Source organism: Telluribacter roseus (assembly GCF_017355915.2).
Lineage (GTDB): Bacteria > Bacteroidota > Bacteroidia > Cytophagales > Spirosomataceae > Telluribacter.
Window position 1 is genome coordinate 43,251 of sequence record NZ_JAFEUV020000020.1, and the last position, 18,053, is coordinate 61,303.

The window sequence follows — 18,053 nt, forward strand, 5'->3', positions numbered from 1 at the left end:
CCCTTGTGGTATGGAAGCTGGATGGTACTGGCCATCTGGCGTCCGGGAAGAAGCCCATGGATATTTTAAAGCACCGGGTAAAATTGACAATTAATCACATCACCCGTGCAGCAGGTAAAGCTGCCATTGCATCTCGGGCTGTAGTTGTGCCGATCTATATCAGGTATTCGCTGCTTCCACAATAACACCCTCAGATGATTTTCTCACCCCTTTATCTTTCAGCATCTGTCCAATCGAATGCGCCAGATTGATCGATGCTTCGATCTCTGCTTTGCGAATGGCAACGCTTTCGACGTTGAAGCCGAATTTAATGGAACGCTCCATACAAAATGCAGTAAGCTGTGAAGCAATTTCAAGACATATATTGACCGATCTTTCCAGCATGTCTTCCGCCGCTCTCAGGTCTTCTTTTGTTTTTTCTGGAATGTGTATACCCAGCCACTCCATAAAATCCAGCGTTTTGGCTGAACCACAGGCCGTGATTGTAAAAATGATCGTTGGCGGGACCATCTTCTTGCGTTGACAAGTGGCTGCTAGGTCTTCAATAACCTGTTTGGCATAATCAATATTAAAAATGCATTGCGAAATGAAATAGGATACGCCGCAGCTCATCTTGTCGAGTATCCTGACATCTTCATCTCTCAAAACCTCATGCCGCTCCGGGATGGTCACCGCACCGATCACCGATGTTTCCTTATGCTGCTCCCAAATTCGGTATGCTTCGGGAAGGCTGGTTTTAACCGGAAAATCCGGCGCAGGCACACCAACAAAGACCGGATAGAATTTATGATTGTGCAGTGCTTCCAGCCACTCAGAAAGCTCAGTAGCAGTGAACTTTCCCGCGGGTCGATAAATGACTTTCGGAATATCCAACCCCGTCAGATACTGCGAAGCAAACTGAAAAGGATCCAGGGCATTGATGAATGGAAAAGGTCTTTCCTCTGAGGTCCGCGCCGACTCATCCTGCACATCATAAACGACCAGTGCATCAATATCGAGAGTTGACAAACGTTCAACGGTTCTCTGTGCAATTTCTGCGACCTTTTCGGGGCTGGTACCCGCCTTAGGAGGCGTAATGCCGTAAAGCATCACGCCAGATTCTGCCGATTTAATCTTTTGTAGAAACATGATGTGTTTGAATTATGGCTAGATTCCCTTTACTTCCGATTTTCATCGAAAAGCTATCTTTTAATTGATGATATACAAAACCTATCAATAGTCAAATAATTACACAAAGCTATAAAATAGGATATAAAAATCTACCAGGTAACATTATTAAGAATAATTTATCTATCTATAAGGCGTATATAAGGCTAAATATCTTTTGGGTAAACAAATTTTTGTTAAAATTAGATGATTCAACTAGCCCTGAAAGCGAGGGCATGATGCCATCATTAATAGAGAGTGGATTAGTGGGTTATGATTCTAAAGAATTTGCTCATAGCAGAAGCGGAAATTAACCGAATGCCGAAAAAGCTATAAATATATCTTTCGGATGTATGGCCTGGCAGCACTTACTGTGAAATCTAAAATATGTCCGATGCATAATCAGCCGGATCACTTTGAAATCTTGGAGTAAGCCGGTGGATAAGCAGAGAGCGTTGGCTTGTAAACTAAAATCAGGAAGAGTTAAACAAAAAAATCTTGTAACCTCGGTATTTGCCCTTCCCTTGTAATCCCTAAAGCTCTTACAGAGGCTACTGGTTAGCAACAGAAACAGACTTTCACCTCCCCATTGGGCCAATTTCTTTATATCAGCCGAAGGGCAACTAAGCAGAATCTATTTAAAATATCACTTCTGATAATTAAGAGTTATCGGAAGTAGATAGGATGAGCTTCAAAAAGATTTCTTCTTGAGTGATAAAGTGCTGAAAGTCAAAGAAGAGGTTCCGCAGTTTGTAATCAAACATTCTACGAAACCTCTCCATGCGGTGTGTATATATCTATTCTTATTTAGAACCGGCGTATTCTACTACCTCAATGGCAACAATCTCATAATCTTTATCAGGATTGACTACTTTGAGCTGTACATCATGTTCTTTGTCCGAGAGTTGGTATCTCCAGCACAGTTCTGTTCGACGGTGAGCAGATATCACCGGCAGATTGGCTACTTCCACTAATTTGTTATCAACATACAGTTCAACCTGAATGGGATTGTTAGGGGCTTCCTTATTCATTTTTTGTACATAACCGCGCAGTACAAATCCGATTCCTTTAGTTTTGAAACTGATACCAGTACTGCTGCTTTGTTTGATAGCCTGCTTTGACCGGGGATGGTGGCCGGTAAAACTCTGTTCCAATGCCACCGTTCTAACCGGTTCCAGGGGTATGTCAACTCTGGTATTACTCACTTTACCTTTGTGGAATAATATATTTTCCAACGCATGTTTAAATCCCAGTTCGTAGACCTTACTAAGCGAGAGGGAAGTATGGCTGAAGTTTAGGTGCTCCGCTTTTTTTAGCGGGTCAAGCCAGTACGCGGGAATGGCACTGTAACCAAGCATTGTACCTAATACTCCGCCCGCGGTAGAAGGATTACAATCTGAATCCTGTCCGGCCCGCGTTGATATTTCCATTGTTTTCGTAAAATCTCCCTTCCCATATAGAAGCCCCAGAACCACATAAGCGGCATTTAGCTTGGCATCAATATTAAGCGGATGAAAAACCCCGTCGGGACAGCCTACTTCCTCGGTCCATTTTTTCTGAATTTCAAACCAGGTCCTTTTCCAGTCGGTAGGATAAAGTTGATGCCATTTGATGACATCAGCAATGCATTGATAGAAGGTACTCTGGGAGGGTATGGCTTTTAACGCCTCAGTTACTATGAAGTTAATATCCTTACTCCTAAAAGCTTGTGCATACATATTGGCTACAAATACTCCCCCATACCATCCGTCACCATAATTCATGATATGCCCTATTTTATCAGATATGGATGAAGCCACATTCGGCATGGCCGGGCTCATGAGTCCGGCAAAATCAGCCTCAATCTGAAAGTCAATGTCATCTGCATGCGGATTATGTAGCCAATGGCCGGATTGTGGAGCTTTCATTCCCTGCAATATATTATAACGGCCTGCCTGATTGGCATGCCAGAGCTCGTATCCTGCGTTCGCATAGGCCTGAGCAAAAGAATCAACGGGTGCCTGAAGTCCATGCCGTTCGAATACCTCTACAAAGGTTAAGTCCATATATATGTCGTCAAATAAGCCGGGGAAAGTACGCATGGCCTCAGAGACATAGTCATCATGCCACTTAATCGGCTGATAATCCTGTATAAAAGTACCCTGATACACAAATTCGGTGGGCCAGCCAAAAGTCACACCGATAGTCTGACCAGCCCAGCCACCTTTGATCTTATCAAGTAGCTCCTGCTTGGATATAGATAAATACTTATCTTTTTCTTTACCTGGCTTGACTTGCGCCAATCCGGGTCCTGTCGGTACCGAGCTACTCAGCCATAGTGACAATATCAGGCTGAGTTTTATGTAGGTCAACATACTTGTTATAGTAAAGTGTAAAGGTTAGGAATAGTTCTAAGTTTAGCGGGCAGGCACAAAAGTCACTCTATCTACATCGAATAAAGGTTGATTAGAGCCTGGGTTTTTGAAGACGAAATAGAGCTTTTGCTTGCTGCTGGTAGGTTTGAAGATGATGTCTGACTCGTGCCATTCCCCCTTGGGATCTTTCAATTGACCTGCGGGCAGAGAAACACTTCCTACTTCAGGCCCATCCACAGAGTTAAGGTGTACAGAGATGGTACCTCCTGCTCCGTGCTCCCTCCATCTTACCTTCACCGCCTGTATTCCAGTGAGATCTATGTCGTCAAATGCAGTATACTTTCCGTTTCTGATGTTGGTGATATACGATACGTAACCTGTGTTCGCTGTCGCTATCGCCACACTTACATTACCCTCTGAATAATCTTCCATCTCAACCTGGGGGTTCCGTAGCACTACATGCATGCTGGCGTCTAAGGGCTCCATCATTTTTGTACCGCCGTCTTTATATCTGGCCATTAATACATAAGCACCCTCTTTGCCCTTACCGACGACATGTTTATTTAGGGAAAGACTACCTGTTAGAGGTAATGTACGATGTTCTGTATTGAGACTAAGGATATACTCAGTGATTTCTAAGGACTGTTCTCTCGAAAGGTCCGGGTGAGGAGGCATTGGATATGATCCCCAGGTACCACTGCCTCCCGCGATGATCTTATCAGCCAGCAGCGTTTGGGCATTCTTTTGAGTAGCATATTTTTTAGCCACTTCTTTGAGGGCCGGACCAATGGATTTAGTCTCCAGAGTATGACAGGCTTTACAGTTCAGGGTTTCGTAAAGCTTTCGGGTTTGTAGGTACTTCACATCCTCACCTTTACCAGTCGACAGAACACTGGCCAGATCTTTCCCAAAGGGTAAATAGTCAAAATGTACGCTGGTACGCTCTTTTGATATAGGTTTATCTTCCTTATCTGAGATGATGACCTGATAATCAAAGCTGCCATTGTCCCAGTAAAAACTCTGGTTTGAACGACTTTTGATTGCAACCTGGGGTGGCTCGTTTCCAACCCGAACCTGTGTGGTAGTAGTCCCTTCGGCCCCATGAGAGTCGGTAACAGTCAGTAGCACATCATGAACACCGGGTTTGGTAAATGAATAGCTAATTTCTTTTCCCCTGATCTTCTCTTTTCCAATGCTCCACTCGTATCGCAATTGATCACCGGGATCAAAATCACTGGACTGGGCGGCCGAAAGAGACACCTTAAGGGGGGCTGCACCGACTGTTTTACTGATCGTCGCCACTGCCATAGGCCGCCTGTTCCCCTCGCTGTATTCTACCCGAATGATACCCGAATCGGTGTTTTTGGCAAACCAGTTGGTACCGTAAGCCAGAATATAAATGGCTCCATCTTTGGCGATTTGCATGTCCATGGGAGCAACCACCTGTAACTGGGGCAGGAACCGCTCCATACTAACAAAGTTACCCTGCTGGTCCATGGTAACGGCCATCATCCACTTACGGATCCAGTCGTAGATCAGCAGTTTGCCATTGTAATAGTCCGGCAATTTATAGGGGGCGTTGGGGTAAAGGTCGCTATAATATACAGGCCCTGCCATTGCACTCGCCCCACCCGTACCTACTTCAGGCCAGCGCTTAGAAGGGCCCTTACCATACCAGATATAAGCGGGCTGTGCAGGTGGCAGTTTTTTCAGGCCGGTATTATTTGGGGATAGATTGACCGGGGCGGCAGGATCTTGCCCGGGACCTTCTTTTTTGGTAGCAAAATCATATTTGGGAAATGCCTCATTGGCTCCTAAAAAGTAGGGATATCCAAAGAAACCAGGCTTTCGGGCCTGATTGATCTCGTCATAACTAAGCTTTCCTTCGGAGGCCGGAACTTCTGTGTCCGGTCCAACATCACCCCAGTATACAAAGCCTGTTTTAGGGTCCACGGATACCCGGAACGGATTACGACAGCCCATTACGTAGATTTCGGGTCTTCCCTCAGAGCCGTCTTTTGCAAAAAGGTTGCCGTCGGGTATGCTATAGCTGCCGTCGGCTTCGGGTTTGATCCGGATAATCTTACCACGAAGATCATTGGTGTTGGCCGAAGTAGCCTGACCATCTGAAAGTGTTCTGCCGGGACGCTCATCGGTGGGGTTATGCCCCTCAATTTCTTCCGCATTGGTATTATCCCCGATGGAAAGGTATAGTAAACCTTTTGTATCGAATGTAAGGTAACCGGCCGAATGGCAACAGTACGTTCTTTGGGTGGGTACTTCCAGTAGTACTTTTTTACTGGACATATCCAGTACACCATTCTGGTACACAAAGCGGGCAAGCTCACTCACATTTTTATCGCCACCCAGTCCATAATATAGGTATATCCAGTGATTAGCTTCAAAGTTGGGGTCTATAGCCACACCCAGCAAGCCATCTTCTATTCCGCTGAATACATTCAGGTGCGCCATTGTCGATAGCTTTTTTTCTTTGACATTATAAAGTTTGAGTGCCCCTTTGCGCTCGGCTACAATTACGTTGAAATCCGGCAGAATAGCCATCTGCATCGGCTCGTCGAACCCTGACGCCAGAGTAGTATACGTAAAGCGCGTGCTGTCGGGAGTACTGGCAGGCAGGTGGTAGTCTTTTGACTCGGGGATGAAAAGTAAGGCATTCAGAGTTAGTAGCCCAACTGCCCATAGTTGGTATGCTTTCAAAATCATTGAAGTTAAGGTTAGCAATCAGGAAAGGTCTGGATACTGATCAAACCACAGCCTGTCCAGGAAGAATACCTGATGATAGATTGAATTTCATCAGGCCAATGTTGAGAGTATCTACTACCCTGGCCCAAAGAGTCAACCAGGGTAGTAGTGTAGTTTACTGCTTGTTGTACTTCATTTTATAGACCATGATACCCGAAGTATTGGCCGCGTTGGTAGCCATGGTAGCGTACAGATATACTTCGTTGCCTCGCACATCGGCTACTATATCGCCATAGCGGTTATAATTTATACCGCCGTAGGCATCTGATTCAAAAAGCATAAAGTCCTTATGACCCGCTGCGCCTGGAGTAAGGTTGAACTTTGAGGGGTCTGTCGTCTCCAGAACTTTTACATGCGTGGCATCCCAGGCGTAATATCCCTGGGTAAGCATCGTAGTAAACTCTTCTCCATTGACACGGAACACGTCAAAGCCCAATACCTTGTAGTAGTGGTTCTGTCTGGCAATGTTGGTAATTTCCATGTCGTTGTTGAAGGATACAAACCGGCTGCCCTGGGTAAGATTAGGGTCAGAAGCATTGTAATTGCAATAGGTAAAGTAATGCTCCGAAAGCGGATCGAGCGACTTACGCTGGATATGGGCAAATGTCCAGGGCTCAGCAGCAGCATAACGGATGATGGTTGGCTCCTCCTTCAGGGGTACGCCATCCATGAACTCCCAGTAGTATACGTTGTTATTACCGTTGGTAGTAGCATAGATAAATGCCTTTCCTGACTTAAGATTTCCGATCACACTTACCTTTCTTCCCAGGTTAACCGGACATCCCGCGGCAGCCGTATAATTCAGAATCATTTTAGGCTCGCTGTCAATATTATCGTAGTAATATACGACGAAACCAGCCGAGTAGACATTATAGCGATTAATAATGAAGTGGTTGGCGTCATCCGCTACGACCTGCATACAGAAGGTGGTAGGTGGTGCGATCGAACGAACCAGTTCACCGGTATTTTTGTCCAGCACCCTGACCCCGTTGTCAATTCCTACATTTCCTCCGTTAAAGTCAGCTACCAACAAATGTTCTCCCACAACAGCGAGACCTGAAATATTTGTTCGCTTGATGCCTATGGCTTCTGAGGTCTTGAACCACAGCTTGGAAAAGACGGTCTTTGGCAAGGTGGGTACTACTTTGACAATATGCGTGGTGACTTTGCCCGCTCCATCGGTCACTGTAACGGTAACTGGCTTACTAAAATCCATTATTTTACCCAACGCCGGTTCGATCACACTATTATGTCCCAGGCTGGCAAAGGGCTTTAGCTGGCTCAGGTTCAATGGACTCTCTTCGGTAGAAGGTACTTTGATGATGATGGTGTCTCCTTCGCGATAAGGCCCTGCACTTGTGGCCGCATATTCGATGGATTGACCCGGTATGGAAACGGCGAAGTTGAGAAGGCCCTGACGTGTTACTACCCCTTTGTCCAGATCCACCTTCTCACAGGCTACTGTAAGCGCCAGCATCAGGAGCCAGCACGTCAATCGATATAGATATGATAATTTCATTTTTCAGTACATTAATGATGTTCGACTGGCTTGTTGTTTTACTTCCATTCATCGAATTGCTCGATCAGTGCATTACGCTGTATCTCCACCGAAGGAATAGGAAAGCGGTTGTATTTAGGCAGGTATACCCGCTTTCGGTTATTATCTGCGTCCACTTCCCGGTAGCTGGCCACCGTATCCGCAACCATAACCGGCACCCGCCCCTTTACGCTGGTTCCATTCAGGACCGTTCGGGCCAGATCCCAGCGTCGCAGGTCCCAGAATCTGTGGCCTTCGAACGCCAGTTCAATCATCCGTTCATGGCGTAGGAGCTTCATAAAGTCCTCCTTGCTGCCTGCGGTAACCTCCTCCGTAAAACCGGCTCTTTTTCGTACCCGATTTAATGCTGCCAGGGCTTCGGACAGATTGCCCTGCTCGGCCATGGCCTCCGCTTTGATAAGCAGTACTTCGGCATACCGCATAAAGTAAAAAGTAAGCTCTCCGGGCTGGAATCCTTCATCCTGCGTTTTGACAGAACCATCAAAAAACTTTCTCATGTAGTAGCCCGTGGAGGTAGTACCTCCGCCAATGGCATACCCGTCTACACCACCTTCACGTGTATCAATGGTACGTCCCTTCCAGGGGGCTCCGTGATAGAGTATTGAGGCATAAAACCTGGGCTCACGGCCTACGTAGGGCTTAGCCGCATGCGTTGGATTGGACCAGCTAAAGTCAGTACCATCGGCCATCTGATACGCAGATACCAGGTTTTCTGTGGGACTGATCTGGGAGTAGCCTTTATCACCGGGAGGACTGAAGAAATAATCAAATGAATAGCCAAAGTTGGGAGATGAATAGCCGAATTCAAGGATGCTTTCTTTATTAACAACCTGTTGTTTACGCTTCATCTGAAAAAGCTTATCATAATCCGAATACAGATCATACAAGCCCAGTGCATCCAGGGAAGCTACTGCATCGGTAGCTTCCTTCCAGCGCTGAGCGTACAGCATGGCACGGGCTTTCAGGCCATACGCAGCTCCTTTGGTAAGCTTACCGGTACGTGTAGCCGGAACAGTCACGGGCAGATGCTGAGCAGCAAAATCCAGATCGGCGGCTATAAAGTTCCACACTTCTTCGGGAGTACTTCGTGCCCGCTGCGAACCATCGGGTAGTTTATCAAAGAGTATAATACTGGCCCCATAGCGCTTGGCCAGTTCGAAATTGACGTAGGCCCTAAAGAAACGTACTTCTGCTTCTGCCCTTAGGCGAGTGGCTTCGGGAAGCTTGCTGCCGTAATTCTGCATGCCATCCAGGAACTCGTTACAGGTACGTATCCAGGTGTAGCCCCACTCCCAGTTTCCTAGAGGGTTTTCTCCTGGACTGATTACTGATGATCCCAAGGTGAACAGGTTAGCGTTGGCAGAAGGAGTATTCATTTTCAGGATATCTGAGAATGCATCCTGATTTACATGAGGTGTATAATACGTATGACCGATCAGTGGGTAAAACTTATTCAGCGAGAGCTCCAGATTGGCCTCGCTGGACCAGGCTATCTCCTCGCCGTATACATCGGTGAGTTCCGGATCAATATTACAGCTCCAGAGCATTGCTACGCAGCAAGAGATAAGAAAGGTTAATTTTGTATAGTATTTCATGATGATTACATTTTGTGGTTAGACAAGAGCTATCTAGAACGACAGGCTTAAACCCGCTTCAAAAAGCTTTTGCTGAGGATAGTACCCCTGGTTCACATCGGGCATTTCCGGATCCAGGTACTCGAGGCCCGTCCAGGTGAACAGGTTACTGCCGGAAATGTGGAGCCGCAGATTATCAATGTTCAGCCTTCGGGTGAGCATGGGCGGCAAGGTGTATCCAATCTGCGCGCTTTTTAGTCGTACATAGGAGGCATCCCGAATCCACCAGGACGAAAACTTGCCGCCACTCTGAGCCGACATGGTACTCAATCGTGGATATAGGGCATTGGGGTTCTCGGGTGTCCAGGCACCCTCTGCCAGGTATTTCGGAGAATTCCCATCCTGGTAGAAGGCCATGGTGTAGAATGTATTGTCATACACGCCACTCGAAGCATACAGGCCTGAGAGTGCCACATCGGTTATAGCTGCTCCCTGAAAGAACAGGTTAAAGTCGAAGGCTTTGTACCCGGCACTTACGTTCATCCCAAAGATCATCTCCGGCGTGCTGCTGCGCCCGATAGCCGTCCAGTCCTGATCCCAGGTGATGCGGCCGTCGCCGTTGAGGTCTTTGAGCTTCACCTCACCTACTTTGGATGGTCCGAATAAGGCACTATTTGCAATCTCCTCCTCACTCTGGAAAAGACCATCCGCCACAAAGCCATATTTCATTCCAATTCGCTGACCAGTGCGTCGGAGATAATCCGGTACATTCACATTCTCAGTAGTTTGGATGATCCGGTTGCGAGCCCAGCTTACATTACCCCGTACGTTGTAATAAAAGTCGCCGAGGCTCCTGCGATGGGTAAGGATGAGCTCAAAGCCGCGGTTATCTACAATACCGGAGTTAACAATCTGCGGGAAGTATCCACCAATGGAAGGGGGCATCAGGCCGCTTTGGGATTGCAGTATATCTTTGGTTACGTTATAAAAAACATCAGCTTCAACACCCAGTAGGCCATTCCACATGGTACTTTCGAAACCAGCGTTATAGGTCGTAGTAGTTTCCCATTTGATATCCTTATTAGGAACGTTGCTTACACTCAGAGACCTTACCAGTCTGTCGCCAATTATAGCAACTGGGTTAGCTCCCATCGAAAGAGTTCTCAGATAGGAATAATTACCCACTGCGTCATTACCAAGGCGTCCGGAAGAAAGGCGTATTTTCAGATCATTGACAAAGCCAACATTCTGCTTGAAGAAGTCTTCCTCAGATACCCGCCATCCCAGTGCAACCGCGGGAAAAAGGCCCCATCTGGTATGGGAAGGTAGCCGTGTGGATCCATCGTAGCGACCTGTGAATTCGGCCAGGTACTTACCTTTGTAATCGTAGGTCAATCGGGAAACGTAGCCGGCCCGGTGGAACATCGAATGCCCCCCTCTCACCAGATCATTGATTACTTCCTCTCCGTAATTCAAATCCATGATCTCAGTGATGGGGAAACCGCGTCGGCCGGCGGACATGGATGTTCCACTATTACGGATGTATTCGTATAATAGCATCCCTCCCACTTTGTGAGCACCGATTGTCCGGTTGAAGTTGATGGAGGGCTGAAGTGTAGTCTGCCAGGTGTCGGCAAACCACTGATTAATGGTGGCATTACCATTTAGCGCGTGTCGGGCGTAGGTTTCAGTGAAGGTGCGGTTGGCATTGTTATAGACTGAAAGCAGATAAGGAAGAACCGCAGCTTTACGCATGCTATACCCTTTATCGTAAGCCCCGTTTACCTTTACATTCAGCCCTTCCAGGAAGTAAAAGTCATATTGCAGCGATATATTGCCCTGCATAGCGGTGGAGCGGGTATCATGTGTGCCGGATAGATCTCGGGCCGCCAGTGGATTTTGGTTTCCGTTACCCGTATTAAAGCTACCAACTGGCTTGCCTTCGCTATTGAAGGGCCGCAGAAATGGGTACGACATCATGGCCTGACTGAATATAGAAGCATAGGAGTTGCCCAGACCGGCTGATAGGCCAGGCTGCTCCGTAGTTTCGTCACGTGCAGCCAGACCAAACGAGGCTTTGAAGTTTTCGGAAACCTGTGCATCAATATTAGCCCTGAAATTATAACGAGTATTACTGGTCCTGGCGATAATGCCCTGCTGGTTGTAGGATCCTAGCGATACAAAATATTTAAACTTATCAGAGCCACCGTTCAACGACAGATTATTGATATAGATTGGTGCTGATTTCCTGAAGAGCAGATCGAACCAGTCGGTATTTCCGAAAGTACCTTCCGGATCTCCATTGTTTATTCGGTTGATTTCTTCGGGGGTAAAGCGTCGTGCATTTTCGGCCACCCCATCCATTTCCTGCGCTTTATTATACCAGTAAGCGTATTCAGGTCCGTTCAAAAACTCTGGGAAACGGGTGTTGGAGCTGATCCCAAGGGATGAGTTAAAGGTAATTGTCGGCTTCTGGATAGTCCCCTTTTTGGTAGTAATCAGGATAACCCCATTCGCGGCGCGGGCACCGTAAACTGCAGCCGAAGCGGCATCTTTCAGAACGGTAATGGTCTCTACTTCGTCGGGATTAATGTTCGGAAATTCACGTTCGATGCCATCTACGATGACCAGCGGACTGCTACCACTCAACGTATTGATCCCGCGGACAAGCAGCGAAGCCCCATCCGATCCGGGCTGACCGCTGGACTGACGCGTTACAAGACCCGGCAGGCGGCCCTGAAGCATGGAAGAAAGATTAGCCGTAGGAGCTGTTTTTAACTCAGCCGAACTCACCTGAGCCACTGACGAAACAATACTCTGCTTTGTCGTAGAGCCGTAACCCAGAACAATCACATCATTAAGCAGATTATTCTCCACATCCAGCGTGACCCGTAAGTTATCCTGCTCTTTTACAACCACCTCTTTTGACACATAACCTATAAAAGAAATCACCAGTACATCCCCCTTTTCTGCCTGTACCGAAAATGAACCGCTGGCATCCGTGGTCGTGCCGATACCCTTGCTGTTTTTTACTACGACTGATGCTCCCACGAGCGGGCCTCCCTCCTGGTCAAACACTTTTCCGGTCACTGGTGTGCGTATGATTTCTACCGCAGACGCCTGTTTTTCTGGCTGACGCTGTACGGTCTGTTTCTTACGGATCAGTACCGTAGAGTTATCAATGGTATAGTACAGCGGCTGGCCTTCCATGCAGGCATCGAGAATCTTCACAAGTGGCGCATTATTCAGGCTGATCGTCACAGGTTTGGTGTCTTTCAGGTCATCTGAAACGTATAAGAAATCAACTCCGGTCTGTTTTTTCAAAAGCCTGAAGACCTCTTTCATCGGAGCATTTCTAACCTTTATACTGGCACTTTGTCCATAAACAGCCGAGGCAGTCACTTCCAAAATCCCACACAGCACCACGATTAGACCTAGTTTCATTATGAAAATAAATTTCCTCCACGCCGGAATCTCATTTCGGCGCCAGGGTAACAACCTTTCTTTGTACATTTGTTTGCTATAGGTTTACCTTGAAATTGAAAATGTTCGCTGCATTTTTGATGGGCCTAGCACAGCTTTCCAAGCTGTCTCGCCGGAAGTGTTCCACCACTTCCGGCTTTTTTCGGCCAGGAGATGGAGTGTCGTTATTTCGTGACCATAACTTTTTTGCCTTGCCTTTTAAAGTGAATAGTACCTAATTGTTCCAGATAGCTGAGCAAGCCATCAAGGTCTTTTGACTTGGAAAATGTCCCACCAAAGCGTCGGGAAGGCAGTCCTGCTTCATATTCTACTTCCACATCGTACCAGCGCGCGACTACTTTCATGACGGAGTGGAGGTCCATGTCATCAAATACAAAGTAGCCTTCCTTCCAGGCAAGCATACTCTCTACGTCAACTTCTCTGGCTACCAGAGGCGCTTCTGCACTACTCAAAGCCTGCTGGCCGGGGCGCAGTATCAAACTGGCCTCATCCTTTTTTACGATTACCTGCCCTTCGGCCAGTGTGGTGGCTACCATCTTCTCATCTTCATAAGCGCTGACGTTGAAGTGGGTACCTGTAACGATAATCTCTGTATTACCGGATAGTACCTTGAATGGTCTTTCCTTATCCGGCCTGACTTCAAAATAGGCTTCTCCACTCAATTCTACGAGGCGTTCGGTACCTGAGTTATCAGCGGGGTAGGTTATGCGCGTGGCGGAGTTGATCCACACCCGGCTTCCATCAGGTAAGGTCACGTTGAAAGTACCTCCCTTAGGGATGAAGAGGGTATTTCTTATGTTTGCTGAAGCAGGTATTCCTGATTTCTTATATTCCAGACCACCTTCCTCTGTCTTAACTACCTCTGCGCTTCCATCTTTGGACAATACACCACTTGCGGCACTTCCAACGAGAACAGAGGATCCGTCACTCAGGATCAGCATCGCCTGATTGGAGCCGGGAGTAACTGCAACTTCCCGATAATCCTGCTTTTGCAGGAGGTCCGAAGTGCTACGGATCAGGAAATACCAGCCTGCAAAAAGTACGATTGCCACAGAAGCCGCAACACGCATGATTGACCATAATCGCCTTGGCTGGCTGAGGCCATTTTGGGTTTCCTGATGGATGTTAGCCAGTATTTGCTGTTTTACCAGTTCTCTTTGGAGCTTACTTTCCCAGTTCCATTCCGACTCTCCAGCTGTTTTTTCAAACCATAGCTCCAGCAACTCCTTTTCTTCCTGCGTACAGGTGCCATCCCGAAAGCGCTGCAAAAGTTTTTCTAATTCATTTTCATTCATGCTGATTTATTGAAGAGCCGGAAAAAGCGTGTTATTCTGTTACAGGCAGATGGCCCTTTTGCCTATAAGTGCAAAAAGAAAGGGACAGGTAGTACCTGTCCCTCAAATATTTTTTATTTTTTTAAACTATCACTTAAAAACGGTGGCACAGAGCAGGATTGTAGTCCACATATGTTTTTCATCCAGAACGCTCCGAAGGTATTTTAGGGCGTTGTTGATCTGCTTCTTCACCGTTTTGTCCGAGATATTTAGCCGTTGGGCTATTTCTGCGTATGATAACTGTTCCCGGCGACTCAGCAGAAATACTTCTCTCATTCGCTCCGGTAGGCACTGAATGTGTGAATCCAGAAACGATTCCATTTCAGAAGCAATAAAAGTGATTTCGGATGATTCCTGGTAGTCATTGAAAAAGGTAAGTAAGGAGGATCGATAACGCTCTTCGGAAGCACTAAGCGTGATGCATCGGAGAGCTTTATAGCGGGCGATGCCCAATAGGTATGCTTTTAAAGAATGGACCCCGGATAGTTCCCCCTGCTTTTGCCATAATGCTATAAATGTTTCCTGTACAACATCACTTGCTCCATCGATATCCTTCAGAACCCGATTGACATAAAAAAAGATAAGCTCCCAGTAGCGGTCATAAAGTTCTGTTAAGGCCGGTTTACTTCCACGATTGATCAAATCCAGCAGCTCCGTATCAGAAACGGTCGAAAGTTGGTTTTTGCTGAAAAGTGAAGCTGTCACGGTGATAGAGGTAAAGGGTCAATATATTCCGTTGTTGTTTCTCGATCTGAAGCACGCAGCTAAAAGTGTGATCTAAGGCAAGTTAAGGCAGAGTTTTGGAAAGGCCAAAATATGCTTGCATTAAATTTTATCTAATCGTACTATTCCAGAATAAAACCAAACCAGAACTACGTAAGTCGTATAATCTATATATACACCCTTTTATAAATCCATCCCTAAGCATGAGCAGGTAATACCACCACAAAGGTAGTACCCTGGCCCGGTGTACTGAAAGCGGTAATACCGCCCCCGTGCAGCTCCGCTACTTTTTTACAGATTGCTAAGCCCAGTCCGTTGCCGGTATAGTGGCTTCGCCCGTGTAGCCGCTTGAAGATCTCAAATACCTGCTTACGATAGGTAGGTTCAAAGCCGATGCCATTGTCCCTTACCCGGATAGCTACCCACTTTCTTCCTCTCCCTGCTACCGTTTCTGCCAGTTCTTCTTCGGTGGGAGGTCCCGCTTCTACAATAATTTCGGGAGTGGTTGCCTCATCCGAGAACTTTAATGCATTGCTGATCAGGTTCAGAAACAGTTGATGAAGCTGTATAGGGATACCTTTTATTTTAGGCAGCTTTCCTACTACTATCTGGGCCTTTTTCTCCTCGATAGGCGTCTCGAGGTCCTGCAGGACGTTTTGTACTATTGTTCCCAACGGCACCACCTCGCGCTCCTGCTTCTGGGAGGAGAACCGGGAATAACTTAAAAGGCCGTTGATAAGCTCCTGCATCCGGCTACTGGCCGACTGGATCCTGTTGGCCAGTTCTATTCCATTTGGTGGTAGCTGGGGGGCATACTGCTTGGAGAGCATATCGCTGAAAAGCGTAATCTTACGGGCTGGTTCCTGCAGATCGTGTGAGGCCACATAGGCAAACTGTTCCAGATCAACATTTGACTGACGCAGCTCTTCTACGAGTGTTTCCTGCTTCTGGTGTAGCATCATTCGGTCGGTGATGTCCATGAATGAAAGGATGATCAGTCCGTTTTTCATCTGGTTAAGTGACATATCATACCAGAAGGTGTAGGTACCGTCCGGTGAGGAAAAGCTCATTTCAGACCGAAAAGGTTTGTTTTGAGTTATCGCCTCTACATAGCGTTCAAATACGCCCATGTCTCTGACTGCCGGAAATAAAGTCAGGTAGCTGCTTCCCACCAGCTCGTCCTGAGATAGGTTGGAAAGCTTGGCCGCAGCCTGATTAACCATCAGGATCCTGAAGTCAACAATCTGCTGCTGCTCATTGAGTATTGGTTCCATGGCATATATGCCATTGATTGAGCTGTCCAGTACCCCTTCCACCAGCTCCTTCTGGTGCTGAACATCCAGCAAGGCCCTCTGGATGGCCGTTACATCTACGTAGGTAGCCACTATTCCATTATGCAGTTTTTTCAGCGAGACTTTATGCCATTGGTCGGTATCAGGAGCGTACCGCTGCTCCATGACGAGGGGAATGCCTGTTTCGACCACCTTAATGGCCTCTTCCAGTAACTCGGGATTACCGCCTACCAATCCAATGATAGATAAGCCTATCACATCAATGCCGAATGCTTTTCTGAAGCCATCCAGGGCTAATTGATTTCCCTTAGTAATACGAAAATCAACTATGGTACCCGTATGATCACGTTCGGCTTCAGCCAGGAAGATTATATTATCGGAACTATCGAGAATCTCATCCAGTAGTTGATTCTGAGCCTCCAGCTCATGGGTTGTATTTCTGAATTCGGAAACATTCTTATAGATGGCCAGCATCTTATCCCCCAGCTTTGACAGGGAAATATCTATCCATAGTTCACGTCCTCTCCTCTGAATATGTCGCTCCACCCGCAGCGGGGTACCTGTTTCCATCACCTGAGCATATTTTGACATATATTCACTGGCACCCGGTGAGATCCCGGTCAGGGTAAGGTGGTGATAGTCTTCGTCAGAAAACATACCATCAAGCAGGGCTGCCTGATTAAACTGGTAGGTTTTGAAATCTATAATTTCATTGTCCTGATTGCGAATTGGCTCCCAGAGTACAATGGCATCCTGGCTACTATCCAATATGGTTTGCAGGGCCTGAGTCTGTTGTTGGGCCTTTCGCTCTGCCCATTGCCTTTCAGTCAGGTTGTAGTAGCTCAGGATCATGCCATCTTCGTATTTGGAAGCGGCTACATGAAAGGTTTGATCTTTATCCGGATAGTGTTTTACGGTAGCAAAGGGAGTACCCGTTTCTATCACTTCTACGTATTTATAAAACTGACCGAGTGTCTTTGTATTCGGATACTCTTCCGATAGTTTTTGTCCCAGCTGCGCCTTGACCCCCAGTATAGGGTTTTCGATGGCGGCCTGGTTTTGGTAGATGAGCTGTAAATCCTGAATCTCGCCATTCGTATTTCGAATAGCGCGGAAAAGCATCAGACTCGTAAGATTGGTAGCAAGTAGATGTTGGCCAAATGCTTGAGCAAGATTAGTATCGTTAACTTCAGGATTAGGTAGTATCATTCGTATTTTATTTCAATCGCTTACACGCTGAGAAAAGTCACGGAGATAGGACCATTCTTCAGGATGAAAGCGCTACGGCAACTAGGTATTATAAGAAAATACAATTATAAATCATTTTTGTTGTAATCTTAGCTGTATCGCTTGCTTGCTCTTTAGGGTCCCCTTGGTAGGGAATACACGAACGGTGGCTAATACACTCCACCAGTTGCTACTGCTTTTCTATCCGGTGTGATAGGGTAACCAGTAGTTCTGAAGTGATGGGCTTAGAGACAAAGTCTAGTACACAGGCATACTGGGCGGCTTTTTGCTTATCCTCCGGATTAATCGTGGAGGATACTATAAATACCCTGGTGTCAGGAAACTGAACATAGTAGGTCTGCATGAAATTATCCAGAAACTCCCAGCCGCCCATCACCGGCATATCCAGATCCAATAGTACCAGGTGGGGATAGGATTGATTCCCCTGTTCCTCTGCCAGTTGCTGATAGTAATCCAGGGCCTGTTGTCCGTTGGTAGCGGTATGTACCTCCGTGGCAAAAGCGGCCTTGTTACTGGCCAGTCGGAAGATCAGCTGAGCCGTTACATCATCATCTATATATAGTACCTGATTGATCATA

Annotated in this window: 10 protein-coding genes; all 10 read right to left on the reverse strand. The window is 46.8% G+C overall.

Annotation, left to right across the window (positions count from 1 at the left end):
* Positions 1-159: 159 nt before the first annotated feature.
* The 10 genes from JTN23_RS23815 to JTN23_RS23860 all read right to left on the reverse strand — a co-directional run bounded on the left by JTN23_RS23815 (position 160) and on the right by JTN23_RS23860 (position 18,052).
* Complete coding sequence (locus JTN23_RS23815; RefSeq protein ID WP_247237591.1) at positions 160-1,128, reverse strand: methylenetetrahydrofolate reductase; 969 nt, start codon at positions 1,126-1,128, stop codon at positions 160-162.
* Positions 1,129-1,949: 821 nt separating this feature from the next.
* Entirely contained in the window at positions 1,950-3,500 is a 1,551-nt protein-coding gene (locus JTN23_RS23820) for an ADP-ribosylglycohydrolase family protein (RefSeq protein ID WP_247237592.1), read from the reverse strand.
* Between the two features lie 42 nt (positions 3,501-3,542).
* Complete coding sequence (locus JTN23_RS23825) at positions 3,543-6,218, reverse strand: PQQ-dependent sugar dehydrogenase (protein WP_247237593.1); 2,676 nt, start codon at positions 6,216-6,218, stop codon at positions 3,543-3,545.
* Positions 6,219-6,378: 160 nt separating this feature from the next.
* The gene (locus JTN23_RS23830) at positions 6,379-7,782 is read right to left on the reverse strand and encodes a DUF5018 domain-containing protein (RefSeq protein WP_247237594.1); all 1,404 of its coding nucleotides are present in this window, start codon (positions 7,780-7,782) and stop codon (positions 6,379-6,381) included.
* Between the two features lie 38 nt (positions 7,783-7,820).
* Complete coding sequence (locus tag JTN23_RS23835; RefSeq protein ID WP_247237595.1) at positions 7,821-9,368, reverse strand: RagB/SusD family nutrient uptake outer membrane protein; 1,548 nt, start codon at positions 9,366-9,368, stop codon at positions 7,821-7,823.
* Between the two features lie 81 nt (positions 9,369-9,449).
* Positions 9,450-12,719 (reverse strand): TonB-dependent receptor, encoded by a 3,270-nt coding sequence (locus JTN23_RS23840; RefSeq protein WP_247237596.1) that lies wholly within the window; start codon positions 12,717-12,719, stop codon positions 9,450-9,452.
* A gap of 323 nt (positions 12,720-13,042) precedes the next feature.
* Complete coding sequence (locus JTN23_RS23845) at positions 13,043-14,173, reverse strand: FecR family protein (RefSeq protein ID WP_247237597.1); 1,131 nt, start codon at positions 14,171-14,173, stop codon at positions 13,043-13,045.
* Positions 14,174-14,302: 129 nt separating this feature from the next.
* Positions 14,303-14,917, reverse strand: a complete 615-nt coding sequence (locus tag JTN23_RS23850) for an RNA polymerase sigma factor (protein ID WP_247237598.1) — start codon at positions 14,915-14,917, stop codon at positions 14,303-14,305.
* A gap of 215 nt (positions 14,918-15,132) precedes the next feature.
* On the reverse strand, positions 15,133-17,349 hold the full coding sequence (locus JTN23_RS23855) for a PAS domain-containing sensor histidine kinase (RefSeq protein WP_247237599.1): 2,217 nt from the start codon (positions 17,347-17,349) through the stop codon (positions 15,133-15,135).
* Positions 17,350-17,644: 295 nt separating this feature from the next.
* Positions 17,645-18,052, reverse strand: coding sequence for a response regulator (locus JTN23_RS23860; protein ID WP_247237600.1), 408 nt, complete (start codon positions 18,050-18,052; stop codon positions 17,645-17,647).
* Position 18,053 lies beyond the last annotated feature (1 nt).